The organism is Anaerostipes sp. AF04-45, from assembly GCF_003461725.1.
Lineage (GTDB): Bacteria > Bacillota > Clostridia > Lachnospirales > Lachnospiraceae > Anaerostipes > Anaerostipes caccae.
In genome coordinates, this window is sequence record NZ_QTXQ01000010.1 from 1,164 (window position 1) to 22,486 (window position 21,323).

Genomic DNA, 21,323 nt, shown 5'->3' on the forward strand with positions numbered 1-21,323 from the left:
TCTGACGGAAATAAAGCCACAGTAAAGGTGACGCTGACCGGGGATCACAGAGTATCCTTTGACCCTGACGGAGGAGACTATCAGCCGGAAACACAGACAGTCAAAGGAGGCGACTGTGCGGAAGCTCCGAGGGACCCTGCAAAAGAGGGATATGTGTTTGAGGGCTGGTATTATACAGAGGAAGACGGAAACGAAGTGAAGTGGGATTTCAAGACTCCGGTTCACAGTGATGTAAAGTTAAAGGCGAAGTGGAAAGAAGCGGACAGGACGGAGACTATGGCGGCACCGACGACTGCGAAAAAGACAAAAAAGAAAAAGACTGTGCCGGAATGGGAGTATAAGAAAAGAGTGAGAAGGAAGCGTGTCAGCAGAACAGGAGATGAGAGACAGATTTTGTGCCTCACCCTGGTGTTCGGGGCAGCATTGACCGGACTTGCGGCAGGGTTGAGGAAAAAGAGTAAATAAAGAAGGCAGAGCAATAAAAGCTCCTGGGACCCTCAATGAGTGAGGACCCCCAGGAGCTTTTTGTGGATTTTAACAGATCAGATTAGAAAACATTATTTGAATTTTGGACGGTCAAATGTCAATGTATTGCCTGTCGCATAAGCACTTCTGAACTGGCTGTACATAAGTTTTCCGATTTTCTGGGCATATCCCGGATCTGTGGCATACTGGTGCCAGATGTATTTGGTATTTGGATTGTAGCGGAATTTGTACAGGGTATTTTGTTTGTAGGTACTGTTATTAATATATTCCTGACTGACATATTTTGCAGCGCCTTTGATGGCTTTGTCCACACTTGTCCAGCCCTGATAGTATGCGTAGCTGAATCCGCACAGCTGTGGGTCAGAATCATAGGCCTTGATGCCGTATAAATTGTATACTTTTTTAGATGAAATCTTCTTTGTCTGATATTTGCCGTTTACTTTTTGAAACCCTGTGACATTGCCTTTTTTGTCTTTCACAACAGACTTTCCTGTGATAACCTTGGTAATCGATTTGCCCTGTGAGAGAGTGCTTGTACCATAACCAGTCTCCAAAATCGTCTGGCAGAGGAAATAAACAGGATCGATCTTATAAGTTTTAGCAGCGCTGTTGAGAACAGAACCTTTGTTTTTCAGCACACTTTTGGATTTTACCTTACTGTTTAAGAGACTGTTATACTTTGAACTGTTGACGGTGCGGTATGTATTCAGACGCAGATACTGGTAGCCGTGAGTCGGATCAGTACTGGTCGGCACATAGTTGTTGTAGTTGATTTTTTTACCACCATAAGATTTTACCGTCTGGGATTTAATATAATCGGATGTCTTCTTATTATAATTAGTCGTTGTGTTTTTTGTGTATAAGTAGCTGTTTCCCGGCTTGTTGATGTGGATTCTCTTTGCTGAAGAGATATAGGAATAGTCCAGTCCTAAATTCTTGATCGTAAAATTAGCCGGAAGCAGAATATTATATTTTTTGATCGTGTAGTACTTGACTGAGACGGGTGCAGCGGATAATGTTTTCTTCTTGCCGTTCACATAGCAGGTTTTCTTATTCTTATAGAAAGTTAGCGTTTTGTTCTTGTACTTGAGTACAAGTTTTCCTGTTTTTTTGCTGTAACTGCGCTTGATTTTGGGCCCGTTCTTTACGAGAATACTGTAATAAGGGATCATGTTAATACTCTTCATCTGAATGCCTGGTGTTTTTGTGGAAATCCCTTTTTTAGCGTATGTAAAGTTTAGCTGTTTTCCCGTATAGTATCTTGTCTTGCCTCCGTATCTGATCTTTAAGGATGCAGCCGAGATATCCGATTTTGGGAAAACGGATAAAATCGATGTAAAGGCAAATAATATCGTAAATACTGCAATGATTCGTTTCTTCATAACTTATTTATCCTCCTATTGTAATTAAAATGTAATATAAGTATAGCATTATATTAAAAAATATACAATAAATTCGTAATATAAATGTAATATTTAAGACGGAACAGAGGAAGAAAGATTGGTTTTGGGAAATAAAAAATAGCCCAGGATTTGTACCTGAGCTATTTATTTGACTGCTCTGTTCTCTAGTTGAATACTGGTGTGTCATAAATAAATCCGCTGGTGCTGGAATATACGCTTTGATATGTGTTCATCAGCTTGCCGATGGACTGGGCGTAGGCCGGGTCAGAGGCATACTGATGCCAGAGATAATTTAGATTTTGGTTATAACGGATTTTATAAAGTGTATTTTGTTTATATGTATTGTTGTGAACATACCATTTAGATAAAAATTTACCGGCGCCCTGAATGGCTTTATCAACACTTGTCCAGCCCTGATTATAAGCGTATGTGAATCCGCACAACTGTGGAGCAGCATCGACTGCTTTTATGCCATAGAGATTATAGACTGTTTTTTTCTGCTCCGCGGCGGATAATGTTTTTACTTCCAGATAACCGTTTTCAGTTTTTACATAACTCCGGTTACTTTTTCTGTTTTTAGAAGTTATGTAGTTAAATGCTGTGATCTCACCGGAAGAGTCTTTTGTCAGAGATTCACCGGTAACAATTTTACCTTTTAGATTCACGGATTTCAGCTTCGTATCCTTTAATTCTGCAGATTTTATTCCCTTTGCCAAAGTACTTGTCCCATAACCGCTTTCATGTACTGTCTGGCAAAGAAAATAAAGTGGGTCCAGATTATAAGTCTTTGCAGTATTCGTAATGACTGAGGCTTTTCCTGACAGAACACTTCCGGACTTTTTGGAAACCATAGTCTGGAGTGTGGAATTAAACTTAGAAGAATTAACCGCATGATAAGTGTCTACGCGAAGAAATTGAAAACTGTTCGTATTATCCGTAGTTACAGGAATGTATTTTTTATAGTCTATCGTTTTTCCGCCGTAAGTTTTCCATTGGGCCTGCTGCTTTTTTATGTAATTAGACAGTGTCGTATTATATTTTGTCGTTGTATTGGACTTCACAGGAGAATCGGGTTTGCTTGCCGCCGCTGGCTTTGCATAGTCAATACGTTTTGCAGAGCTTGAGTATGTATAGCTGATGCCCAGATATTTGGCTGTGAATTTTGCCGGGAGCAGAATATAGTTTTTGTTGATGCTCCTATACTTTACAGTCAGCGGGGCGGTGGTAAACGTCCGTTTCACCCCGTTGGTATAGGCATATTTTTTATTCTTATAAAACGTAATCGTTTTCTTACCGTTGGTCAGTACCAGCTTTCCAGTCTTGCTGTTGTAGCTTCTCTTTACTTTCGGTCCGTTCTTTACGATGGCATTATAATAGGGAAGCATATTGACCTTGTTGATCTGGATGCCCGGGGCCTTTCCTAAGTCAATTTTTTTCCCTTTATAATAAAATGTGAGCTGTTTTCCCTTGTATGTGCGGTTTTTCCCGGAATACCGCAGTGACAGGCTTCCTGCGAAGACAGAGGCAGTCATCGAGATGCTCAGTACCGCAGACATAGCAAGTATTTTCAGCCCTTTTTTTCTCATGGTAGATATTCCCCTTTCTTTCTTCAGCAAAGATAAGTTTACTATAACACGGATGACACCGCAAAAACAAGGATTTTCCAGGCAGAACGGCAGGAAATACTATCCATGGAGATTGACAAAAAGCATGTAGTTTGATAGTATATTAACGTATGAATTTAGTACACTAATGTGCTATCATGACAGGAAATAAAAACGGAGGAGTTTTAGGATGAGAGTGAAAAAATTATTAGTGCTTTGCGTAAGTGCTGTGCTGGCAGGTTCTATGCTTTTGGCAGGATGTTCAAAGAAAGAAGAAAGTAAGACAGACGAGTCACTTCAGTATGTAAAAGACAACAAAGAATTAATACTGGGATTGGATGCCTCTTTCCCTCCTATGGGATTCACAGACAAGGATCAGAAGATCGTAGGCTTTGACATTGACATGGCAAAAGAAGTCACCAAGAGAATGGGGATCAAATTAAAATTACAGCCGATCAACTGGGATTCCAAAGACCAGGAACTGCAGGGAAAGACCATCGACTGTATCTGGAACGGACTGACATACAGCGAAGACAGGGCAAAAGAGATGCTTTGTTCTGAGTCTTACATGGATAACCACCAGGTGCTGCTCGTACCGGAAAAGAGCAAGATCAAGAGCTTAAAAGATATTAAAAAGCAGCAGGTGGGAGTACAGAAAGGTTCTACGGCCGCAGATGCTGTTGACCAGACAAAAGAATTAAAAAATGCAAAGATTGTATACTTCGGCAACAATGTTGAGATCTTAAATGACCTTGGAAATGGCTGTGATGCAGCTGTTATGGATGAAGTGGTTGCAAAATATTACGCGAAGAAGGACCCGGGAAAATTCAAGATCTTAAATGACAATTTAATTACTGAGAAATATGTTATCGGTTTCCGTACCGGAGATGAAAAACTGAAAGCAGAAGTAGAAAAACAGTTAAAGGATATGAAAAAAGACGGAACACTGGCTAAGATCAGTAAAAAATGGTTTGGCGAAGATCTGACAACAATCAAATAAGAGACAAGAAGCAAGAGGCTTTTTTCAAAGCCTCTTGATTTTTTCACCAACACAGAAATTAATTTCTGACAGAAAAATTCCGGAAAATTTATACTTATAGGAGCAAAAAAATGATAGATGGTATCATACAATGGTTTGAAAAACTGCCTGGCATTGCAGATATGCTGTTACATAACGGATTGGATCAGACACTGATCATCTTTTTCCTCACACTGGTCTTCGGCCTGACACTGGGGCTTGTACTGGCGCTTGGGAGAATGACCAGATTTAAGATCATTCAGCTTCCGGTGCGTTTTTACCTGCTGATTATGAGAGGTACACCGCTGATCCTCCAGTTATACGGTTTTTATTTCGGTCTGAATCTGCTTTTAGGCATACGAATCGAACGGACTATGGCAGCGGTTGTGGCATTTTCTTTAAACTATGCCGCTTATTTTGCGGAGATCTACCGGAGCGGAATTCAGGCGATACCGAACGGACAGTACGAGGCTGCAAAAGTGCTTGGATTCGGTAAGGCACAGACATTCTTTAAGATCATTCTGCCGCAGGTAGTCAAGATCATTCTGCCGCCGATGGGAAGTGAGTGCATGACTCTTGTAAAAGATACTTCCCTGGCACATGTCATCGGTGTCATGGAAATTTATGTGGTCGCAGCCAATAATATGTCCAGAAGCCGCGGGATGGAATATTTGATCGTGGCAGGTATTTTTTATCTGATCATGAATATGATTGTATCTAAAGTTTTTGGCATCCTGGAAAAACGGATGAGTTATTATCGTTAAGGAGGAAAGAAAATGAGTGTTTTATCTGTGACTAATCTCCAGAAAAATTTCGGAAAGCTGAAGGTCTTAAAAGATATTTCTTTCCAGATTAACGACGGAGAGATCGTGACGATCATTGGTTCCTCCGGTTCCGGAAAATCCACGCTGTTAAGATGCATGAATCAGCTGGAAAAGGTGACCAAGGGAACCATCGAGATCAACGGACATACGCTGGTATCCATGAACGGAGACACACCGGAGTATGCGTCAAAAGAGGTACAAAAGAAAATACTGATGGAGACAGGATTTGTTTTTCAGAATTTCAATCTGTTTCCACACTACAGTGTGCTGAGAAATGTCATGGAGGCCCCGGTACAGGTGGCCGGTATCCCGAAAGAAGAGGCCAGGGAGAAGGCATTCGGACTGCTCAGAAAGCTCGGACTCGAAGAAAAGGCCGATGCTTATCCGTGTGAACTGTCAGGCGGACAGTCCCAGAGAGTCTCCATAGCAAGGGCGCTGGCTCTGGAGCCGAAGATTCTGTTCTTCGATGAGCCGACTTCTGCACTGGACCCGGAGCTGACCGGAGAGGTGCTGAAAGTCATTAAATCCCTGGCAGACCTGAATATGACTATGGTGATTGTCACCCATGAGATGGCATTTGCGAAGGAGATCTCAGACCGGGTCATCTTCATGGACCAGGGGGTCATCGTGGAAGACGCGGCTCCGGAGGATGTGTTTAACTCGGCCAATGAGCGGACGAGGGAATTCCTCGGAAAGTACCACGATATTGCCTGACAGTGCGGTAAACAGGGCTTTTAATTGTTAAGAATCATAGTAAGAAAGGAGCAATCAAGATGATAAAAAATATGCCGAATAAGTTTTCTGAAATTACACCCGAAATTGAAGAACTGGCAAAAAAGTGTGAGAAGAAAATCGATCCCACTCTTTTTGAAAAGTATGACGTGAAAAGAGGACTGCGGAAACAGAGCGGAGAGGGTGTACTGGCAGGACTGACTGATATTTCGACGATCATGTCCTATATGGTCGAGGACAGAGAGATTGTTCCATGTGATGGAAAATTATACTATCACGGAATTGACATTGAAGATATTGTTCAGGGATTTATCAAAGAAGAGAGGTATGGATTCGAGGAGACAGTTTATCTTCTCTTATTCGGGGAACTGCCCAATGAGGAACAGCTTCAGGATTTAAAACAGCTCCTGGCGGAATACCGTCAGCTTCCGACAAATTTTGTCCGGGACATTATCATGAAGGCTCCGAGCCGGGATATGATGAATACGCTGGCGAGAAGTGTGCTTACGTTATTTTCTTACGATGATAACGCCAGTGATACTTCCATACCGAATGTGCTCAGGCAGTCACTTCAGCTGATTGCACTTTTCCCTGTGCTGGCGGTTTACGGATATCAGGCATACAGCCACTACGAAAAGGGAGAAAGCCTGGTGATCCATCCGCCTCAAGAGAATCTGTCCACAGCGGAAAACATTCTGTACCTGTTAAGGCCGGACAGCAAGTATACAAAACTGGAGGCAAAAATCCTGGATCTTGCGCTGGTTCTCCATGCGGAGCACGGCGGCGGAAATAACTCGACTTTCACGACTCACGTGGTTTCCTCTTCGGGAACGGATACATATTCTTCTGTGGCAGCGGCACTGTGTTCTTTAAAGGGACCGAAACATGGGGGAGCAAACATCAAGGTTGTCCAGATGTTTGCTGATATCAAAGAACATGTGAAGGACTGGACGGATGAGAAGGAACTGAAAGAATACCTGACCAGGATCGTGAGGAAAGAGGCCTTTGATCAGTCTGGGCTGATCTATGGAATGGGGCATGCGGTTTATTCTATTTCCGATCCGCGGTCAAAGGTATTAAGTTACTTTGTAGAGGGACTGTCAAAAGAAAAAGGAAAGGAAAAGGAATATGCTTTATATACCAATGTAGAAAAGCTGGCAAAAGAAGTCATTGCAGAAGAACGCAGAATCTATAAAGGCGTCAGCGCAAATATTGACTTTTACAGCGGTTTTATTTACAGCATGCTGGATCTTCCTTATGAACTGTATACTCCGCTGTTTGCCATCGCGAGAATTGCGGGATGGAGCGCACACAGGATGGAGGAGCTTGTAAACGGGGGAAGGATCATAAGACCGGCGTACAAAGGCGTGGCCGGGCATAAAACCTATACACCGATAAAAGAACGTTAATAACATGGAAAAGATATGGGCCTGCCGGAGAGATCCGGAAGGCCCGTTTTAGTTACTGTGCAGTTGTTGCGGCAGGTGCTGTGGTGGAAGCAGCAGGAGCTTCCTTATAAGTATCAAGATCATCAGGAAGTGTTACTTTCACATCTTTTCCGATACTGTTATATTTAAGATCAACAATCATTTTGATCTTAAGCTTCGTATCTTCTTTGCTTGAAAGAACCATATTGATCTTCTGTGCGGTAATCTCTGAGTCTTTATTGACGGTCATGGTACCGGACATAGAGTCAAACTTTACCTGATCCGCATAATTGGTATTGGAACCTGCGGCACCTGTGGAATTCATCTGCCCCATCATCTTATTGATGTAGTCATTTAATGCTTTTTCTTTAAACTTAAAGGAGATAATATAATTATCATCTTTCTTTTCCATTTTCAGATCTTTGTAATTATCAGCAGACATATCAAACTGTCCGGTAGAATTCTCCATCTGTTTCTGCATGGCTGTAAAGTCCATTTTCTGTTTCTGTTTCTGACCAGAATAGTTCATATAGTAGTAACCGTCGGTGTAATAGGCTTTAATGACCATATCCTGACCGGCAATCCCCATGGTGAGGTCCATATCCATCTTCATGTCTTTCGAGGTCATGTCAGTAGCTTTCATCTTGAGTCCCATGTTCATCTCAAGGCTGGAACTGGTGGATGATGTACTGCTCATTTTCATCTTGATGTTTCCGCTCATATCGGCAGATGTTACTTTGCTCATCTTCTTCGTGGCAGCTTCCAATACTTCCTCGGGAGTTTTCTTCTTACATCCTCCCAGTGTAAAAAGCATCACGGCAGCCAAAGTAAGTGCCAGAACTCTTTTTAATCTCTTCATAACTGTCCTCCTGTGTTCTTAATAAAATTAGAATACATTACAAGATAATTATAGCTGTTTTTCTTTCCAAGGTAAAGCAAAACGAGTATAATACATCATAACAGACAGGATAAAAATAATCGGAGGATGGAGTATGAAGAGAGAATTGTATATAAAATCAGAAGTAGACCGTCATCGTCTCCATGTTTTAATACTGACACCAGAAAATCAGCCCAGGGCAGTGGTTCAGATCTGCCATGGGATGAGTGAGCACAAGGAACGCTATCTTCCTTTTATGGAATATTTGCAAAACCGGGGCTATGCCGCAGTGATCCATGACCACAGAGGACATGGTAAGAGCATAGAAAGAGAAGACGATCTTGGATATTTTTACGACACCTCCGGACGGGCCGTTGTGGAGGATGCCCATCAGGTTACGGAGTGGATCAAAATGGAGTTCCCCGGCCTGCCTGTCCATTTATTTGGGCACAGTATGGGGTCTTTGATTGTGCGGTGCTATTTGAAAAAGTATGACTGGGAGCTGAGTTCGCTGACCGTATGCGGAAGTCCCAGTAAAAATCCTCTGGCAAAACCAGCCGCAGGGATGGCAAAGATTGCATGCAGAATCTGCGGAGACCGGAAGAAAGGCTTGTTTTTTCACAAACTGGCATTCGGAGCCTTCAATAAGCAGCTCAAGGACGGAGAATCATTAAACGGCTGGATCAGTTACGATAAAGATAACGTCAGGAAGTACGATGAAGAACCGCTGGACGGGTTTGTGTTTACAAACAACGGATTTTTAAATCTGTTTCATCTGATGGATGAGACATACAGCCGGAGAGGATGGGAGAAGAAAAAGACAGATCTGCCGATTCTGTTTATCGCAGGAGAAGATGATCCGTGTATCATATCCCAAAAACAATTCTGGAATGCTGTCTCTTTTTTAAAGGAGCTTGGGTATGCAGACACAAAAGGGAAACTATATCCCGGATGCAGACACGAAATCTTGAACGAATCATGTTCCGGCCAGATATATAAGGAAATACTCGGATTTATCGAATAAATGAAACAGAGGATACATAATCATGAAAACAAAGAGGATACTGCTTACAGCACTCTGTATGATGCTGGTATGGGCAGGAGGAGAGAGACAAATTCAGGGAGCATCAAAGAAACCCGGGAAGCCTTCCGGAGTGATGGCCACCGGCGTAAAAAGGAATATTGTTCTGTCCTGGTTAAAGGGAAAAAGAGCCACAGGGACGGAGATTTATCTGTACGACAAAGAGAAGAAAAAGTATAGAAAAAAAGCTGTCTCAAAGTCATCCAGATATGTGATCAAAGGCTTGAAGCCCGGGGTCAATTACTGTTTTAAAGTCCGTTCTTTCAGGAAATACAAAAAGAAAAAATATTACAGCAGATTTTCTAAAGCAGTGAAAGTATCGATGGCAGCCAGAGGAGAATCTACTATTAAAAATTTTCTGAAAACAGCCGCAGCCCCGGTGGGCACCACCTTATACATCTGGGGCGGAGGATGGAATAAAGCCGATACCGGAACCGGGAAAGACGGGAAGCGGATCGGACTGAACGGGGAGTGGAACCGGTTTTTCCTGTCGCAGAATTCGGGGTATAATTATAAAAAGTACCGCTACCGCAGAGGAAAAGGCCTGGACTGCTCAGGCTTCGTCGGGTGGACCGTGTATAATATCAGAAATACGGTACCGGGCAGAGGCGGTTATGTGCGGAAAGCAAAAGACCAGCCTGAATTGTTTGCCCAAAAAGGCTGGGGAACATATAAAAGCAAGAGTAAGGTGACAGACTACAAAGCAGGAGACATTATGGGATCTTCAAGCTGCGGCCACGTATGGATCGTCATCGGCTCCTGTAAAGACGGCAGTGTCGTTTTGGTTCATTCCAGTCCGAAAGGAGTGCAGATTTCCGGAACGGCCACACCGGGAGGAAAGAAAAAAAGCCAGGCACTGGCACTTGCAAGAAAATATATGAAAAAGTATCATAGAAAATGGTACACAAGATATCCGGACTGTTCCAGGGGAAGGAGTTATCTTACCCAATACGGACAGATGAGATGGGATATTTCGGGAAATCACATTATGGAAGACCCGGAAGGCTATCAGAAGAAAAGTGCCGGGGCGATCCTGAAAGATCTATACGAAAACTAGAACACAAGGAGGATAAAAATGAAAAACACGATAGAGAGAATACCTTTGCCTTTGGCAGGGCCGATGCTCGGCTTTGCCGCCATGGGAATTATGATAGAAAATTATTCTGTAACTTTAAAGTCAGTCTGCGGAGCCATGGCCGTCTGTCTGCTGATCCTTTTGCTGTTAAAGACCGGAACTTGTCTCGACATGGTAAAAGAAGAACTGGAAGATCCGGTAAACTGCAGTATTTCGGGTGCGTTTTCCATGGGTCTGCTTGTCCTGACCGTTTATATCAAACCTTATGTGGGGGATGCCGTTTCTATCTTGTGGATTCTTGCACTGGCGGTGCATGTGTATCTTTTGGTATATTTCAACGGACACTTTATATATTACAAGTTTAACATTAAAAATGTGTATGCAAGCTTTTTTATCTTCTATGCCGGACTGGCGATGAGCAGCATGACGGCTCCCAACGCTGATATGAGAGAGATTGGCCGCTGGTTTTTCTGGGCAGCCCTTCTCTTTACGGTGATCATTGCTGTTCCGATTATAAAGAGATATGCAAAAGTCAAGGAAATACCGGAAGAGTATCAGCCGCTGGTCTGTATCTTTGCGGCACCCGCAAGCCTTCTGCTGGCAGGGTACCTAAACTGCTTTGAAAAGCCAATGGCATGGCTGGTAATCGTACTAACGGTTTTATCTGTAATCTTATATGTTTTTGTGCTTGCGGTGGGATTAAAATATATTGTCATGCCGTTTACACCATCGTTTGCCGCTTATACATTTCCATTTGTGATCAGTGCCGCAGCATTAAAAGAAGCTTTTATCACACTGAGCCAGTGGGGATATCCGGTAACCTATTTAAAATGGATCGTAGATTTCCAGACCGTGCTTTCGGCAGCTCTGCTGATCTATGTGACACTGCAGTTTCTGAAATATATATTTTATGTCAAACAATAAACTCATACTTGCAGAAGAGTATCCAGCAAAGCATTATTTTCCTCTTCTTTTCGGAAGCAGAATCTGATATATTCCCCGTCAAGCCCTTCAAAGCTTGAACAGTCACGGATCATCAGCCCTTTCTTGATACAGCGTTCAAACATCTCATGAGAAGTGGTGCCGTCCGTCAGCCGGACAAGAAGGAAATTGGCATAGGCTGGATAAATCTTAAAAGCAGGGGTGCCTGAAAGTCTGTCCGTACATTTTCTGCGCTCTTCTGCGATGTAAGCCTTCGTCTTTTTAATATAGTCTGTATCCATGAACATTGCTTCTCCTGCAAGCGCTGCAAGAGTATTGATGCTCCATGGATTTTTTTTGTCTTCCACTGCCCTGATAAAATTCATATTTCCGCTGATCCCGTAGCCGAGGCGGATGCCCGGTGCAGCAAAGAACTTTGAAGTTCCCCGCAGGACAAACAGATTGTCAAACTTTCGGGTCAGGGGTACGGCAGTGACATCGTCTATATCCGGGGCAAACTCTGCGTAAGTCTCGTCTGCCAAAACAAAGATGCCGTGCTTTTTACAGTGGGAAAGGATCTCCGAGATTTGGTCCTTGTTTAATGCACTGGATGTGGGATTGTTTGGATTGCAGAATGCGAATAAATCCACATCATCGGTGAGGGAGTGTTTCAAGTCTTCGATGTCCAGGCAAAAGTCCAAGGATTCCTTCAGGTTATACTCCAGACAGGTGCCGCCGATCATAGAAATTTCCCGCATGTATTCAGAGTAAGTCGGGGAAAGCAGCAGAGCTTTCTTCGGACGGAGAAGGTGCATGGTCAGGCTGATCAGCTCTGTCACTCCGTTTCCGACAATGATATGCTCCATAGGAATCCGGGCATACAGGCTCAGTGTGGAGCGCAGGGACTTGTAGTCGCGGTCGGGATACGTGCAGACAGCATCTACATGGCGGATCAGGCTTTCCCGAAACAGCGGGGAGATCCCGAGGGGATTTACATTGCCTCCGAAAGGAATGATGTCTTCTTTTTTAATCCCATATATTTCTTCTATTTTTTCTAAGTCGCTTCCGTGGAAGACTTGCTTCTTTTCTGACATAGTTTCACCTTTCTTTATCTTTTCTATTTTGTCGAAGTTTGCTATAATATTACGGAGCAGAGATCAAAGGGTGTGAAGCATCCATGACCTCTGAAATACAAAACTTTATTACAGCTATTATAGACCAAATACCCTGAGACCACCAGTCTTAAAATCGGAGGAACCCATGACAGAGAAGATGAAGCAGTTCATACAAATTGTACAGGAAGATGAACAGCGGGCAAAGGCCCTCTTTTTTTCTGAGGCCTTCAAAAATGAGTATTTGGAGGAGAATTCCAGGGAAAAGGAAATCTATCATCAGCTCCTGCTCGGCCGAAACCGGGGCCAGATCTTTGAAGAGTTTTTGATCTGTATCGGGGCAAAAGAACCTGCGGTGCTGAGACCGGAAAAGGATGCGTATGAGATCCGTCGGGTGAATGCGGTTGAGCCTCTGTACGTGAAGATTTACAAAGAGGGCAGCGGTTTTGTCCAGGGGAAGATCCGCCTGGATTCCACGTTTCTGTCTCTGCAAAAGACAGAATTTTCAGAAGAGGATTTTGTGGAAGGGGTACTGACCATTCCCGTGCTGTTTTCTGATGCTAGGGAAGAGAGCCGGGGAATTCTTATGGTTTCTGCCCCGTACAGCAGCTGTCAGACAGACATCCTGTTCAATGCAGAGAAAGAGAGAAACGAAGGGGCTTGGAATCTGTCCGACCAGATTTTTGATGCGTATATGGAATTTTGTCTTGGCGGATGTCATGTCACGGAGTTTGCGGAAAAGGAAATGAATCTGACCGCACAGATGGAGGGAGAGGCATCCTTAGAGATACTGAGGACTCTCTTAAACCTGCACTGTCATATTGTTCTCGGCGCAGAGGAAGCAATCGAGAGAGGCTTTGCAAGACTTGAGCCGAATATGAGTGAGGTTCAGTCAGATCCTTTTTACTATGGCTATTATTTATATTTGAAAGCACTTTATTTAAAGACACCGGATCAGACAGAGTATGCAAAAGACCGGATTTATGAGCTTTTTCAGAAAGCGGACGATCACAAAGGATATCTGCTGTGGATGCTGATTTATCTTGACGAAGAGCTGGCATATGATTTCGGACTTCAGCTTCAGAAGATAAAAGAGGTTTATGATACAGGCCGGTGCAGCAGCTTTTTATGGTTTGAGGCCGTCAGCATTTGGAACCAGGATCACAGCAGGGCAAAAAAGATCACTGATTTTGAGAGAGAGATCATTCATTTCGGCATTTGCAGGGACCTGTTTGGGAAAAGCATGAAAAAACATATTTACGGTCTTGTGCTGAAAGACAAAGGATTTTCGGAGGAGCTGCTTTTTGATTTGATACTGTCCTTTCAGAGAGAGGAGTCAAAGGAAGGGCTCCAGGCGATCTGCTCTATGCTGATCCGGGGAAACTGTACCGATGAGTGTTATCATATATATTTTAAAAAAGCTGTCCGGGCGGGGATTCAGATGATCGGACTCCAGGAATCTTACCTTCGTACGATTCCAAAAGACCGATATCCGTATCTTGAGAAGAATGTACTGCTGTATTTTTCGTACAGCAACAGTTTAAGCAGCCGGGAGAGGGCTTACCTGTATGCCAATCTTGTTAAGAACCGGCGGAAATATGAGGCAGTATTTCCATCTTTTGAGCCGCAGATTGAAGAATTTCTCTTGGAACAGCTGGCAGAAGGCAGAATCAATTCTAATCTGTTTATTCTTTACAGGGCCTTCTTTGACCGCCTTTTAGAAGGGATGAAAGGCAGGGCCGGAATCGCAGGGATTATGGCAAAGCAGAAATTGATCTGCAGGAATCCGGCGGTGGAAAAGGCCGCCGTCTATCATCAGGAGTTAAAAGAAGTTCAGAATGTTTCTCTGGAAAACGGGGAAGTTTATGTGACGGTCTACAGCGACCCTCTGGTCGTGTTTATGGATCAGGAGGACAACCGCTATCTGTCACTGGACTATGAATTTTCAAAACTGTGGACGAGGGAGCAGGAGGAGGCTGTATTTTCGGGGCTTGGCAGGAGAAATGAAGCATATTTGATCCGCAGAAGCCTGGTCTTTGCACAGAAGACAGAATATGAACCCGGAGATATTCCGGATGTGAGGGCTGTCCTTGAATGTCAGAGCCTGAAAGAAGAATATCGGCACAGATTATTTGAAAAGCTTCTGGACTATTACTGGAAGCACGGAGAGCAGGAACAATTAGAGCAGGCGCTGTCTATGGTCCAGTGGAAATTTCTCTCCGAGGAAAACTGTAAGCAGATGCTGGAGTATTTCATTGCCGGCCGCCACTACAAAGAGGCGATGAAAGGCATGGAGATCTTTGGATTTGATTTCATGGACCCGGAGCCGTTAAAAGAGGTCGTGCTGCATGAACTCACATCCCGGAGCCGGAAGAGGGTGCAGACTTTGATCGATATGTGCCTTGCGGTTTTTAAGGGACAAGTATACAACAGCGAGATTCTTGCATATCTGGAACGTTTTTTCAGGGGAGACCTGGATCAGATGCGGAAGATCTGGAAACAGGGAGACAGACACAAAATATATGATCAGCAGTTTACGGAGCAGCTTCTTGATATGGCCGCCGGGAAAGGAGCAGAGTGGGAGGACCTTCCTGTCTTCTTATCTTATGTTGAGAAGGATTCCAGAGACAAAAAACTGATAAAAAAGCTGGCGGGCCAGTTTGCAGAACTGTCTTATGAAGAAGGAGTGTACATTTCGGATGAGTTTTATCCGATTCTCGGAAGGCTGATCGATCAGGGGAATCTAAAACTGATCTGGCAGTGGGCTTATCTGGATTTTTATAAAGATAAAGAATTGTCAGAAGAAGTCAGAGTAAGAATAAAAAAACTCATAGAGTGGCAGGAGGACCGCCGCTGTATCCTGCCGGTGCTTTTAGAATATAAAGAGGAGATACCTCTTCCATATGAGTGTTATACTTATACTTATGTAGTTTACAGGGGAGAGAAAGCAGGCGGCATGGTATTTCACTATGCGGAAAACAGGTCGGAGCCGGCCAGAGAGATTCCTATGAGAGAGCTGCTGCCGGGGTATTATGTGGCGGAAGTTCTGATCTTTGCCGATGAGTCGGCAGATTATTATGTGACAGCACCGGGAGAAGAGAGACGCAGGAGAAAAGATATCGTCTTTCTTGACCATTCCGGAAGGAATCAGAAGGGAAGATTTTATCAGCTGAATCACATGCTGAAGGAAAAACAAAGGGAGAGCGTAGCCATGGAAATGGAAATCTACGCGTATGAAAAAGCAATGACGGATCTGATCCGTCCGATGACAGAGGATCTATGATGAAAATAGGCATACAGATAGAACGGGAAATGATATATCAGTGTTCCGTAACGGACGGAAAGATCGTGGAAGAAGAACCGAAAAAGCTTTTCGGGGACTGGGCGGATTATGTGCGTGCAGAATCGGAAAAGCATGCGGATACGTCCAATCTGTTTATGGGCGTTATTTTGGAGGACCCGGAGGAGGACCTGGCGTCAAAAGCCGCGGAGCTTAGAAAAGAGCTGGGGTTTTCGGAGGAACAGCTCAGGCTGTTTACGAAGGAGGAGGCTTTTCTGGGACTTGCCGGGGACCGAAAGGAACAGCTTGAACAGGGAGCTGTGGGGCTGTTTGACTATTCCGGCCAGAGATTGTTTTACTATCTGGTGAAAAAGCAGGATGGGCAGCTGCTCGTAGAGAGAGAAGACTACTCTGCTTTTATGAGAAACACCCGGCTGCCCCATCAGAAAGACATGGCATTTGAGAACGCCGCCGTCCAGGCCATGTCCCAGGAGGTTACTTCTTTAGTTTATTTGTACGGCAGAGGATTTGACGGCGGATGGCTGAAAAGCGCTTCGGCAAAGCTGTGTGCGGGACGGCGTGTGTTTATGGGAGATCATGTGTACGCGACAGGGGCCGTCTGTCTGCTGGGAAGAAAAAATGCGGCTGACCTTGACTCTGCCGTGATTCTTACCGACACGGTTATGATGTATCAGATCGGTGCCATGGTATGGAACCACGGAAAAGAAGAATTTCTGCCGGTCATAAAGGGTGGAAAGCCATGGTTTGAGAGTCGGGGAAATATGACGGTACTGGTTGAGACAGCGGCATCCATTCCTGTGGAGATCAAACCCCTGTTTCCCGGGAAAGGTGACAGAATGAGGTTTCCGATTTCCTTAAAAGGGCTTAAAAAACGTCCGGGACGCTCTACAAAGCTGAAGATTGAAGCCGAGTGCACCGGGGAGACAAAGTGCAGAATCAAAATCACGGATCTGGGGTTTGGGACATTATATCCTTCTACATACCAGGTATTCCAGCAGGTAATTTCATGGGAGAGGAGGGGACAGCCATGAGAATGGTATTGTGTGAGACAGAGGAGAGCAGGCGGACTTACACGCTGAATTCCTTTGGACAGACCATTTCTTCCTATGAAGAATTATGTTATATTATTTCAGGACAGTATTTATATTTTCTGACAGAAGGAATCCCGGAAGGGATGAGAGAGTGGATCGAAGAAGAACTTGGTCTGGTCCTGCCGGCAGAAGAGGAGACAAAGAAGCAGCTGGAGCATATTATCAGTTACCGGAATTATTTTACGGTTCCCGAGCAGAGAATGCTTGTCCAGCAGATGCGCACGGCCTATCTATATTCCTCTGTGAGAAAGCACAAAATGCTCGGCGACTTATATCTGAAACATTCCAGATATCTGAGCGCTTATCACGCCTATCAAAAATCGCTTTCCGGTCTGATGCAGCTGAAGACAAAGGAACAGCAGGAAGTTTTGTATCACACGGGACTCTGCCTGACCCGGATGTTCCGTTTTCAGGAGGCGAAGGAGTTTTTTAAAAGGAGCTGCCGCCTGAAAGAGAACAAGAAATGCCAGGAAGCATATTTCATAGTCTCTTATATGCAGGGAGATTACCAGAAGTTTTTGGAGGACGGCAGAGCGCTTTCTTTTACAGAAGAACAGCTGAGAGAGATCCATGAAAATATCTCAGCTATGGAGGAACGGTTTTCCGGAAGCGAGGAATCCACAGCACTGAAAAAGATTGGCTATCACAGAAAGAAACCCGATGACCTGATGACCAGAAGGCTTACCTGGTCGATGCTGGAACGGTGGAAAAATGAGTACAGAAGAGAGATTGTCTGAAATTGAATATCAGAAAAAACGGATGGAATTAAACCGGCGTTTTGTGGAAATGTATGAAGATGAGGTGTCTTATATTCTGGAGCAGAAGGAAGATATCGAGATCATGGAAAAGCTTTCCGGTGAAGAAGCAAAGCTGATCAGTGAGGAAGCCAGAAAATACAACCGCATCTTTGCCAGGATTTTTTATGATTCCGCAGGCGGACGAGTCTCCGATGAGGAATTTCTGCCCCTCTGGGAGAGGGAAGAGGAAATAAGACAGGGTTTGTCCCGTATCCAATCCCTGGAGGGTGAAAAAAAACAGATCGAGAAGGAAATTTCAGTCCAGGAAGATGAAGAACGTGATCTGAAAAGAAAAGAGAGGGAATTTCATGGAAAGTTCATCAACAGGAGGGCCTATTTTCTGTCTTCGCTGATCATGGCCCTGACTGCCGCGGGACTCGGTGCGGCAGCAGTATTTTATTTTGAGCTCCGGCTGAGCGTTTCTCTCTGGCCGGCAGCGGCAGCAGTGTTTGGTGCGGCTGTGATCCTTCTGATTCTCAGGACAAGAAAGAAGAAGGCGGCAGAGAAAAAGAAAATGTATCATATGGTAAGAAACCACAAAGAGACTTCGGGACGGAGGCTCAAATCGGAGTATGATACGATTGTCAATGACCTGGAATTCTGCAGAGAGAAATATCAGGTGCTGTTTGGATATATTTCCGAAGAACAGTGGAAATTATTTGAGTTTTGTGCTAAAGTTGCAGCGGAATTAAATTGCAGTGAAGAACTTTCCGCCCAGAGGAAGACGTTTGTCTCGGCCATGGAGCAGTGTGGAATGCATGCACCTCAGGCCTGGTGTTATTACCCAAAGGCAATTTATGATATACCGAAAAGGATCAACCGGATGGAATGGCTGTCCGGCCGCCAGAACATCTGTGAGCAGGCAATGGTGCAGCATGAGCGGGCGATCCGCAACAATCTTTTAGAATAAAATATAAAAAGTAGGAGATATGATATGAGTAAAGAATTGGAAAAGACTTATAACCCGTCTGAGATTGAAGACCGGTTATATCAGAAGTGGCTTGACAACAAATATTTTCATGCAGAAGTGGATCACAGCAAAAAACCGTTTACGATCGTGATTCCGCCTCCCAATATTACGGGTAAACTCCATATGGGGCATGCACTGGATGAGACTCTGCAGGATATCCTGATCCGCTTTAAAAAAATGCAGGGATACAATACACTGTGGCAGCCGGGAACAGATCATGCCAGCATTGCAACGGAAGTCAAGATCATCGAGGCGCTGAAAGAGGAAGGCATTGAAAAGGAAGATCTGGGAAGAGAGAAGTTTCTTGAGAGAGCCTGGGAGTGGAAGGAAGAGTACGGCGGCACAATCGTCAGCCAGTTAAAGAAGCTGGGTTCTGCCTGTGACTGGGACAGAGAGCGTTTTACGATGGATGAGGGCTGTTCCAAAGCAGTGGAAGAGGTCTTTATCAAGTTATATGAAAAAGGCTATATATACAAAGGGTCCAGGATCATCAACTGGTGTCCGGTCTGCCAGACTTCAATTTCTGACGCAGAAGTTGAGCATGTGGACCAGGCAGGTCATTTCTGGCATATCAAGTATCCGGTTGCGGGAACCGATGATTATTTAGAGATTGCTACTACCCGTCCCGAGACAATGCTTGGAGATACGGCGGTGGCTGTCCATCCGGACGATGAAAGATATACACATCTTGTAGGGAAAATGCTGGAGCTTCCGCTTTGCGGCAGACAGATCCCGATCGTGGCGGATGAATATGTAGACAAAGAGTTTGGAACCGGTGCTGTGAAGATCACTCCTGCCCATGATCCAAATGATTTTGAAGTCGGAAGACGGCATGGCCTCCCAGTGATCAATGTGATGAACGATGACGCCACGATCAATGAAAACGGCGGCAGATATGAGGGCATGGAGCGTTATGAGGCGAGAAAAGCCATCGTAAAAGATCTGGAAGAACAGGGATATCTGGTAAAAATAAAAGAACACGAGCACAACGTCGGAACCCATGACCGCTGCAAAGCCACCATCGAGCCGATGGTTAAACCCCAGTGGTTCGTAAAGATGGATGAGCTCGCGAAGCCTGCCATCGAGGCGGTTAAAAACGGGGACATTAAATTTGTGCCGGAACGTTATACAAAGACCTATCTGCACTGGCTTGAGAATATCCGTGACTGGTGTATCTCCAGACAGCTCTGGTGGGGACACAGGATTCCTGCATATTACTGTGACGAGTGCGGCGAAACTGTGGTGGCAAAAGAAAAACCGGAAGTATGCCCAAAATGCGGATGCACACACTTTACTCAGGATGAGGATACCCTGGATACCTGGTTCAGTTCTGCGCTGTGGCCGTTTTCCACGTTAGGCTGGCCGGAACAGACGGAGGAACTGGATTATTTCTACCCGACCAACGTATTGGTAACCGGATATGACATTATCTTTTTCTGGGTTGTCAGAATGGTGTTTTCCGGATATGAGCATACAGGGAAAGCGCCGTTTGACACGGTGCTGATCCACGGACTCGTGAGAGACGACAAAGGAAGAAAGATGAGCAAATCCCTGGGCAACGGAATTGATCCTCTGGAAGTCATCAGCCAGTATGGGGCAGATGCGCTGAGATTTACTCTGGTCACCGGAAATGCGCCGGGCAATGATATGCGTTTTTACATGGAGCGTGTGGAAGCCAGCCGGAATTTTGCCAATAAAGTGTGGAATGCATCCCGCTTCATGATGATGAACTTTGAACAGGCGGACTTTTCTCATGTGGAACTTTCCGATCTGACAAGCGCAGACCGGTGGATTTTATCTAAATTCAACACTCTGGCCAAAGATGTGACGGATAATATGGACAAGTATGAGCTGGGAATTGCCGTACAGAAGCTCAATGACTTTATATGGGAAGAATTCTGTGACTGGTATATCGAGATGGTGAAACCGCGTCTCTATAACGATGAAGACAACACGAAAGCCTCAGCTTTGTGGACGCTGAAAAAGGTGCTTTCCGAATCACTGAAGCTGCTTCATCCATTCATGCCGTTTATCACAGAGGAGATCTACTGCAATCTGACAGGGGAAGAATCCATTATGCTGGCATCCTGGCCGGAATACAGAGAGGAATACAGCTTTGCCCGGGAAGAAGCTGCAGTGGAACTCATGAAAGAAGCGGTGAGGGGAATCCGGAATATACGTGCCGAGATGAACGTATCCCCGAAAAAGAAAGCAAAAGTATTTGTTGTCTCTGAAAATGAAGATGTAAGAGACATCTTTAAACAGGGGAAGGTCTTCTTTGGAACCCTGGGTTACGCAAGCGAAGTAGCTGTGCGGGCGGACAGAGAAGGGATTGCGGAGGATGCCGTATCCACGATGGTCCCGGATGCCGTGATCTATATGCCGTTTGCGGAGCTTGTGGACATTGAAAAAGAAATTGAGAGACTGAAAAAAGAACAGAAGAAATTAGGCGGAGAGATCAAGCGGTGCGAAGGCATGCTCAATAACGAACGTTTCTTAAGCAAAGCACCGGAACAAAAAGTAGAAGAAGAGAAAGAAAAGCTTTCAAAATACCGGCAGATGCTTGAAAAAGTGGAAGAACGTCTGGGTCAGCTTGTAAAATAA

The 21,323-nt window shown here is 44.5% G+C and carries 17 protein-coding genes; 13 read left to right on the forward strand and 4 right to left on the reverse strand.

The window, feature by feature from the left end; all coding sequences use genetic code 11:
* Positions 1-465, forward strand: a 465-nt coding sequence (locus DWV34_RS17745; protein ID WP_243000873.1) for an InlB B-repeat-containing protein, incomplete at its 5' end; no start/stop codon positions are given.
* A 92-nt stretch (positions 466-557) separates the two neighbouring features.
* On the opposite strand, the gene DWV34_RS13940 is transcribed toward DWV34_RS17745, so the two are convergent.
* Positions 558-1,868 (reverse strand): N-acetylglucosaminidase, encoded by a 1,311-nt coding sequence (locus DWV34_RS13940; protein ID WP_118476530.1) that lies wholly within the window; start codon positions 1,866-1,868, stop codon positions 558-560.
* Between the two features lie 185 nt (positions 1,869-2,053).
* Positions 2,054-3,475: an N-acetylglucosaminidase gene (locus DWV34_RS13945; protein ID WP_118476531.1), complete on the reverse strand. Its 1,422-nt coding sequence runs from the start codon at positions 3,473-3,475 to the stop codon at positions 2,054-2,056.
* A 208-nt stretch (positions 3,476-3,683) separates the two neighbouring features.
* Between DWV34_RS13945 and DWV34_RS13950 the strand changes: the two genes are divergently transcribed.
* The 4 genes from DWV34_RS13950 (at position 3,684) to DWV34_RS13965 (ending at position 7,476) form a co-directional block, all read left to right on the forward strand.
* Positions 3,684-4,493, forward strand: coding sequence for an amino acid ABC transporter substrate-binding protein (locus DWV34_RS13950; protein WP_006565645.1), 810 nt, complete (start codon positions 3,684-3,686; stop codon positions 4,491-4,493).
* A 110-nt stretch (positions 4,494-4,603) separates the two neighbouring features.
* Entirely contained in the window at positions 4,604-5,275 is a 672-nt protein-coding gene (locus tag DWV34_RS13955) for an amino acid ABC transporter permease (RefSeq protein WP_006565644.1), read from the forward strand.
* Positions 5,276-5,287: 12 nt separating this feature from the next.
* Complete coding sequence (locus DWV34_RS13960; protein ID WP_006565643.1) at positions 5,288-6,049, forward strand: amino acid ABC transporter ATP-binding protein; 762 nt, start codon at positions 5,288-5,290, stop codon at positions 6,047-6,049.
* 59 nt (positions 6,050-6,108) lie between these two features.
* Positions 6,109-7,476, forward strand: a complete 1,368-nt coding sequence (locus tag DWV34_RS13965) for a citrate/2-methylcitrate synthase (protein ID WP_009290695.1) — start codon at positions 6,109-6,111, stop codon at positions 7,474-7,476.
* A 52-nt stretch (positions 7,477-7,528) separates the two neighbouring features.
* Here the strand turns inward: DWV34_RS13965 and DWV34_RS13970 are convergent, their stop codons facing one another.
* Positions 7,529-8,353: a DUF6612 family protein gene (locus DWV34_RS13970; RefSeq protein ID WP_009290696.1), complete on the reverse strand. Its 825-nt coding sequence runs from the start codon at positions 8,351-8,353 to the stop codon at positions 7,529-7,531.
* A 133-nt stretch (positions 8,354-8,486) separates the two neighbouring features.
* Here DWV34_RS13970 and DWV34_RS13975 point away from each other — a divergent pair, with 133 nt between their 5' ends.
* Genes DWV34_RS13975 through DWV34_RS13985 form a run of 3 tightly spaced genes read left to right on the forward strand, consistent with a single transcriptional unit; the run spans position 8,487 to position 11,451 of the window.
* Positions 8,487-9,395: an alpha/beta hydrolase gene (locus DWV34_RS13975; RefSeq protein ID WP_009290697.1), complete on the forward strand. Its 909-nt coding sequence runs from the start codon at positions 8,487-8,489 to the stop codon at positions 9,393-9,395.
* A 22-nt stretch (positions 9,396-9,417) separates the two neighbouring features.
* Positions 9,418-10,509 (forward strand): fibronectin type III domain-containing protein, encoded by a 1,092-nt coding sequence (locus tag DWV34_RS13980; RefSeq protein ID WP_118476532.1) that lies wholly within the window; start codon positions 9,418-9,420, stop codon positions 10,507-10,509.
* 18 nt (positions 10,510-10,527) lie between these two features.
* Positions 10,528-11,451: a TDT family transporter gene (locus tag DWV34_RS13985; protein WP_118476533.1), complete on the forward strand. Its 924-nt coding sequence runs from the start codon at positions 10,528-10,530 to the stop codon at positions 11,449-11,451.
* Between the two features lie 2 nt (positions 11,452-11,453).
* Here the strand turns inward: DWV34_RS13985 and DWV34_RS13990 are convergent, their stop codons facing one another.
* Complete coding sequence (locus DWV34_RS13990) at positions 11,454-12,542, reverse strand: pyridoxal phosphate-dependent aminotransferase (protein WP_118476534.1); 1,089 nt, start codon at positions 12,540-12,542, stop codon at positions 11,454-11,456.
* A gap of 133 nt (positions 12,543-12,675) precedes the next feature.
* On the opposite strand from DWV34_RS13990, the gene DWV34_RS13995 reads away from it, so the two are divergent.
* From DWV34_RS13995 to DWV34_RS14015, 5 genes are read left to right on the forward strand one after another with little or no spacing between them, the layout of a single operon-like run.
* A complete protein-coding gene (locus tag DWV34_RS13995; RefSeq protein WP_227032123.1) occupies positions 12,676-15,843 on the forward strand; it encodes a DUF5717 family protein in 3,168 nt (1,055 codons plus the stop codon).
* Positions 15,840-16,892, forward strand: a complete 1,053-nt coding sequence (locus tag DWV34_RS14000; RefSeq protein WP_118476536.1) for a DUF5716 family protein — start codon at positions 15,840-15,842, stop codon at positions 16,890-16,892. The genes DWV34_RS13995 and DWV34_RS14000 overlap by 4 nt, the downstream gene beginning before the upstream one ends.
* Complete coding sequence (locus tag DWV34_RS14005; RefSeq protein WP_009290704.1) at positions 16,889-17,689, forward strand: tetratricopeptide repeat protein; 801 nt, start codon at positions 16,889-16,891, stop codon at positions 17,687-17,689. The genes DWV34_RS14000 and DWV34_RS14005 overlap by 4 nt, the downstream gene beginning before the upstream one ends.
* Entirely contained in the window at positions 17,664-18,659 is a 996-nt protein-coding gene (locus DWV34_RS14010; RefSeq protein ID WP_006565633.1) for a hypothetical protein, read from the forward strand. The genes DWV34_RS14005 and DWV34_RS14010 overlap by 26 nt, the downstream gene beginning before the upstream one ends.
* A gap of 24 nt (positions 18,660-18,683) precedes the next feature.
* Complete coding sequence (locus DWV34_RS14015) at positions 18,684-21,323, forward strand: valine--tRNA ligase (RefSeq protein ID WP_118476537.1); 2,640 nt, start codon at positions 18,684-18,686, stop codon at positions 21,321-21,323.

Excerpts from the sequence above, each read along its gene's own strand:
- DWV34_RS13940 (WP_118476530.1), bottom strand. The coding sequence starts at position 1,868 with ATGAAGAAACGAATCATTGCAGTATTTACGATATTATTTGCCTTTACA.
- DWV34_RS13945 (WP_118476531.1), bottom strand. The coding sequence starts at position 3,475 with ATGAGAAAAAAAGGGCTGAAAATACTTGCTATGTCTGCGGTACTGAGC.
- DWV34_RS13950 (WP_006565645.1), top strand. The coding sequence starts at position 3,684 with ATGAGAGTGAAAAAATTATTAGTGCTTTGCGTAAGTGCTGTGCTGGCA.
- DWV34_RS13955 (WP_006565644.1), top strand. The coding sequence starts at position 4,604 with ATGATAGATGGTATCATACAATGGTTTGAAAAACTGCCTGGCATTGCA.
- DWV34_RS13960 (WP_006565643.1), top strand. The coding sequence starts at position 5,288 with ATGAGTGTTTTATCTGTGACTAATCTCCAGAAAAATTTCGGAAAGCTG.
- DWV34_RS13965 (WP_009290695.1), top strand. The coding sequence starts at position 6,109 with ATGATAAAAAATATGCCGAATAAGTTTTCTGAAATTACACCCGAAATT.
- DWV34_RS13970 (WP_009290696.1), bottom strand. The coding sequence starts at position 8,353 with ATGAAGAGATTAAAAAGAGTTCTGGCACTTACTTTGGCTGCCGTGATG.
- DWV34_RS13975 (WP_009290697.1), top strand. The coding sequence starts at position 8,487 with ATGAAGAGAGAATTGTATATAAAATCAGAAGTAGACCGTCATCGTCTC.
- DWV34_RS13980 (WP_118476532.1), top strand. The coding sequence starts at position 9,418 with ATGAAAACAAAGAGGATACTGCTTACAGCACTCTGTATGATGCTGGTA.
- DWV34_RS13985 (WP_118476533.1), top strand. The coding sequence starts at position 10,528 with ATGAAAAACACGATAGAGAGAATACCTTTGCCTTTGGCAGGGCCGATG.
- DWV34_RS13990 (WP_118476534.1), bottom strand. The coding sequence starts at position 12,542 with ATGTCAGAAAAGAAGCAAGTCTTCCACGGAAGCGACTTAGAAAAAATA.
- DWV34_RS14000 (WP_118476536.1), top strand. The coding sequence starts at position 15,840 with ATGATGAAAATAGGCATACAGATAGAACGGGAAATGATATATCAGTGT.
- DWV34_RS14005 (WP_009290704.1), top strand. The coding sequence starts at position 16,889 with ATGAGAATGGTATTGTGTGAGACAGAGGAGAGCAGGCGGACTTACACG.
- DWV34_RS14010 (WP_006565633.1), top strand. The coding sequence starts at position 17,664 with ATGAGTACAGAAGAGAGATTGTCTGAAATTGAATATCAGAAAAAACGG.
- DWV34_RS14015 (WP_118476537.1), top strand. The coding sequence starts at position 18,684 with ATGAGTAAAGAATTGGAAAAGACTTATAACCCGTCTGAGATTGAAGAC.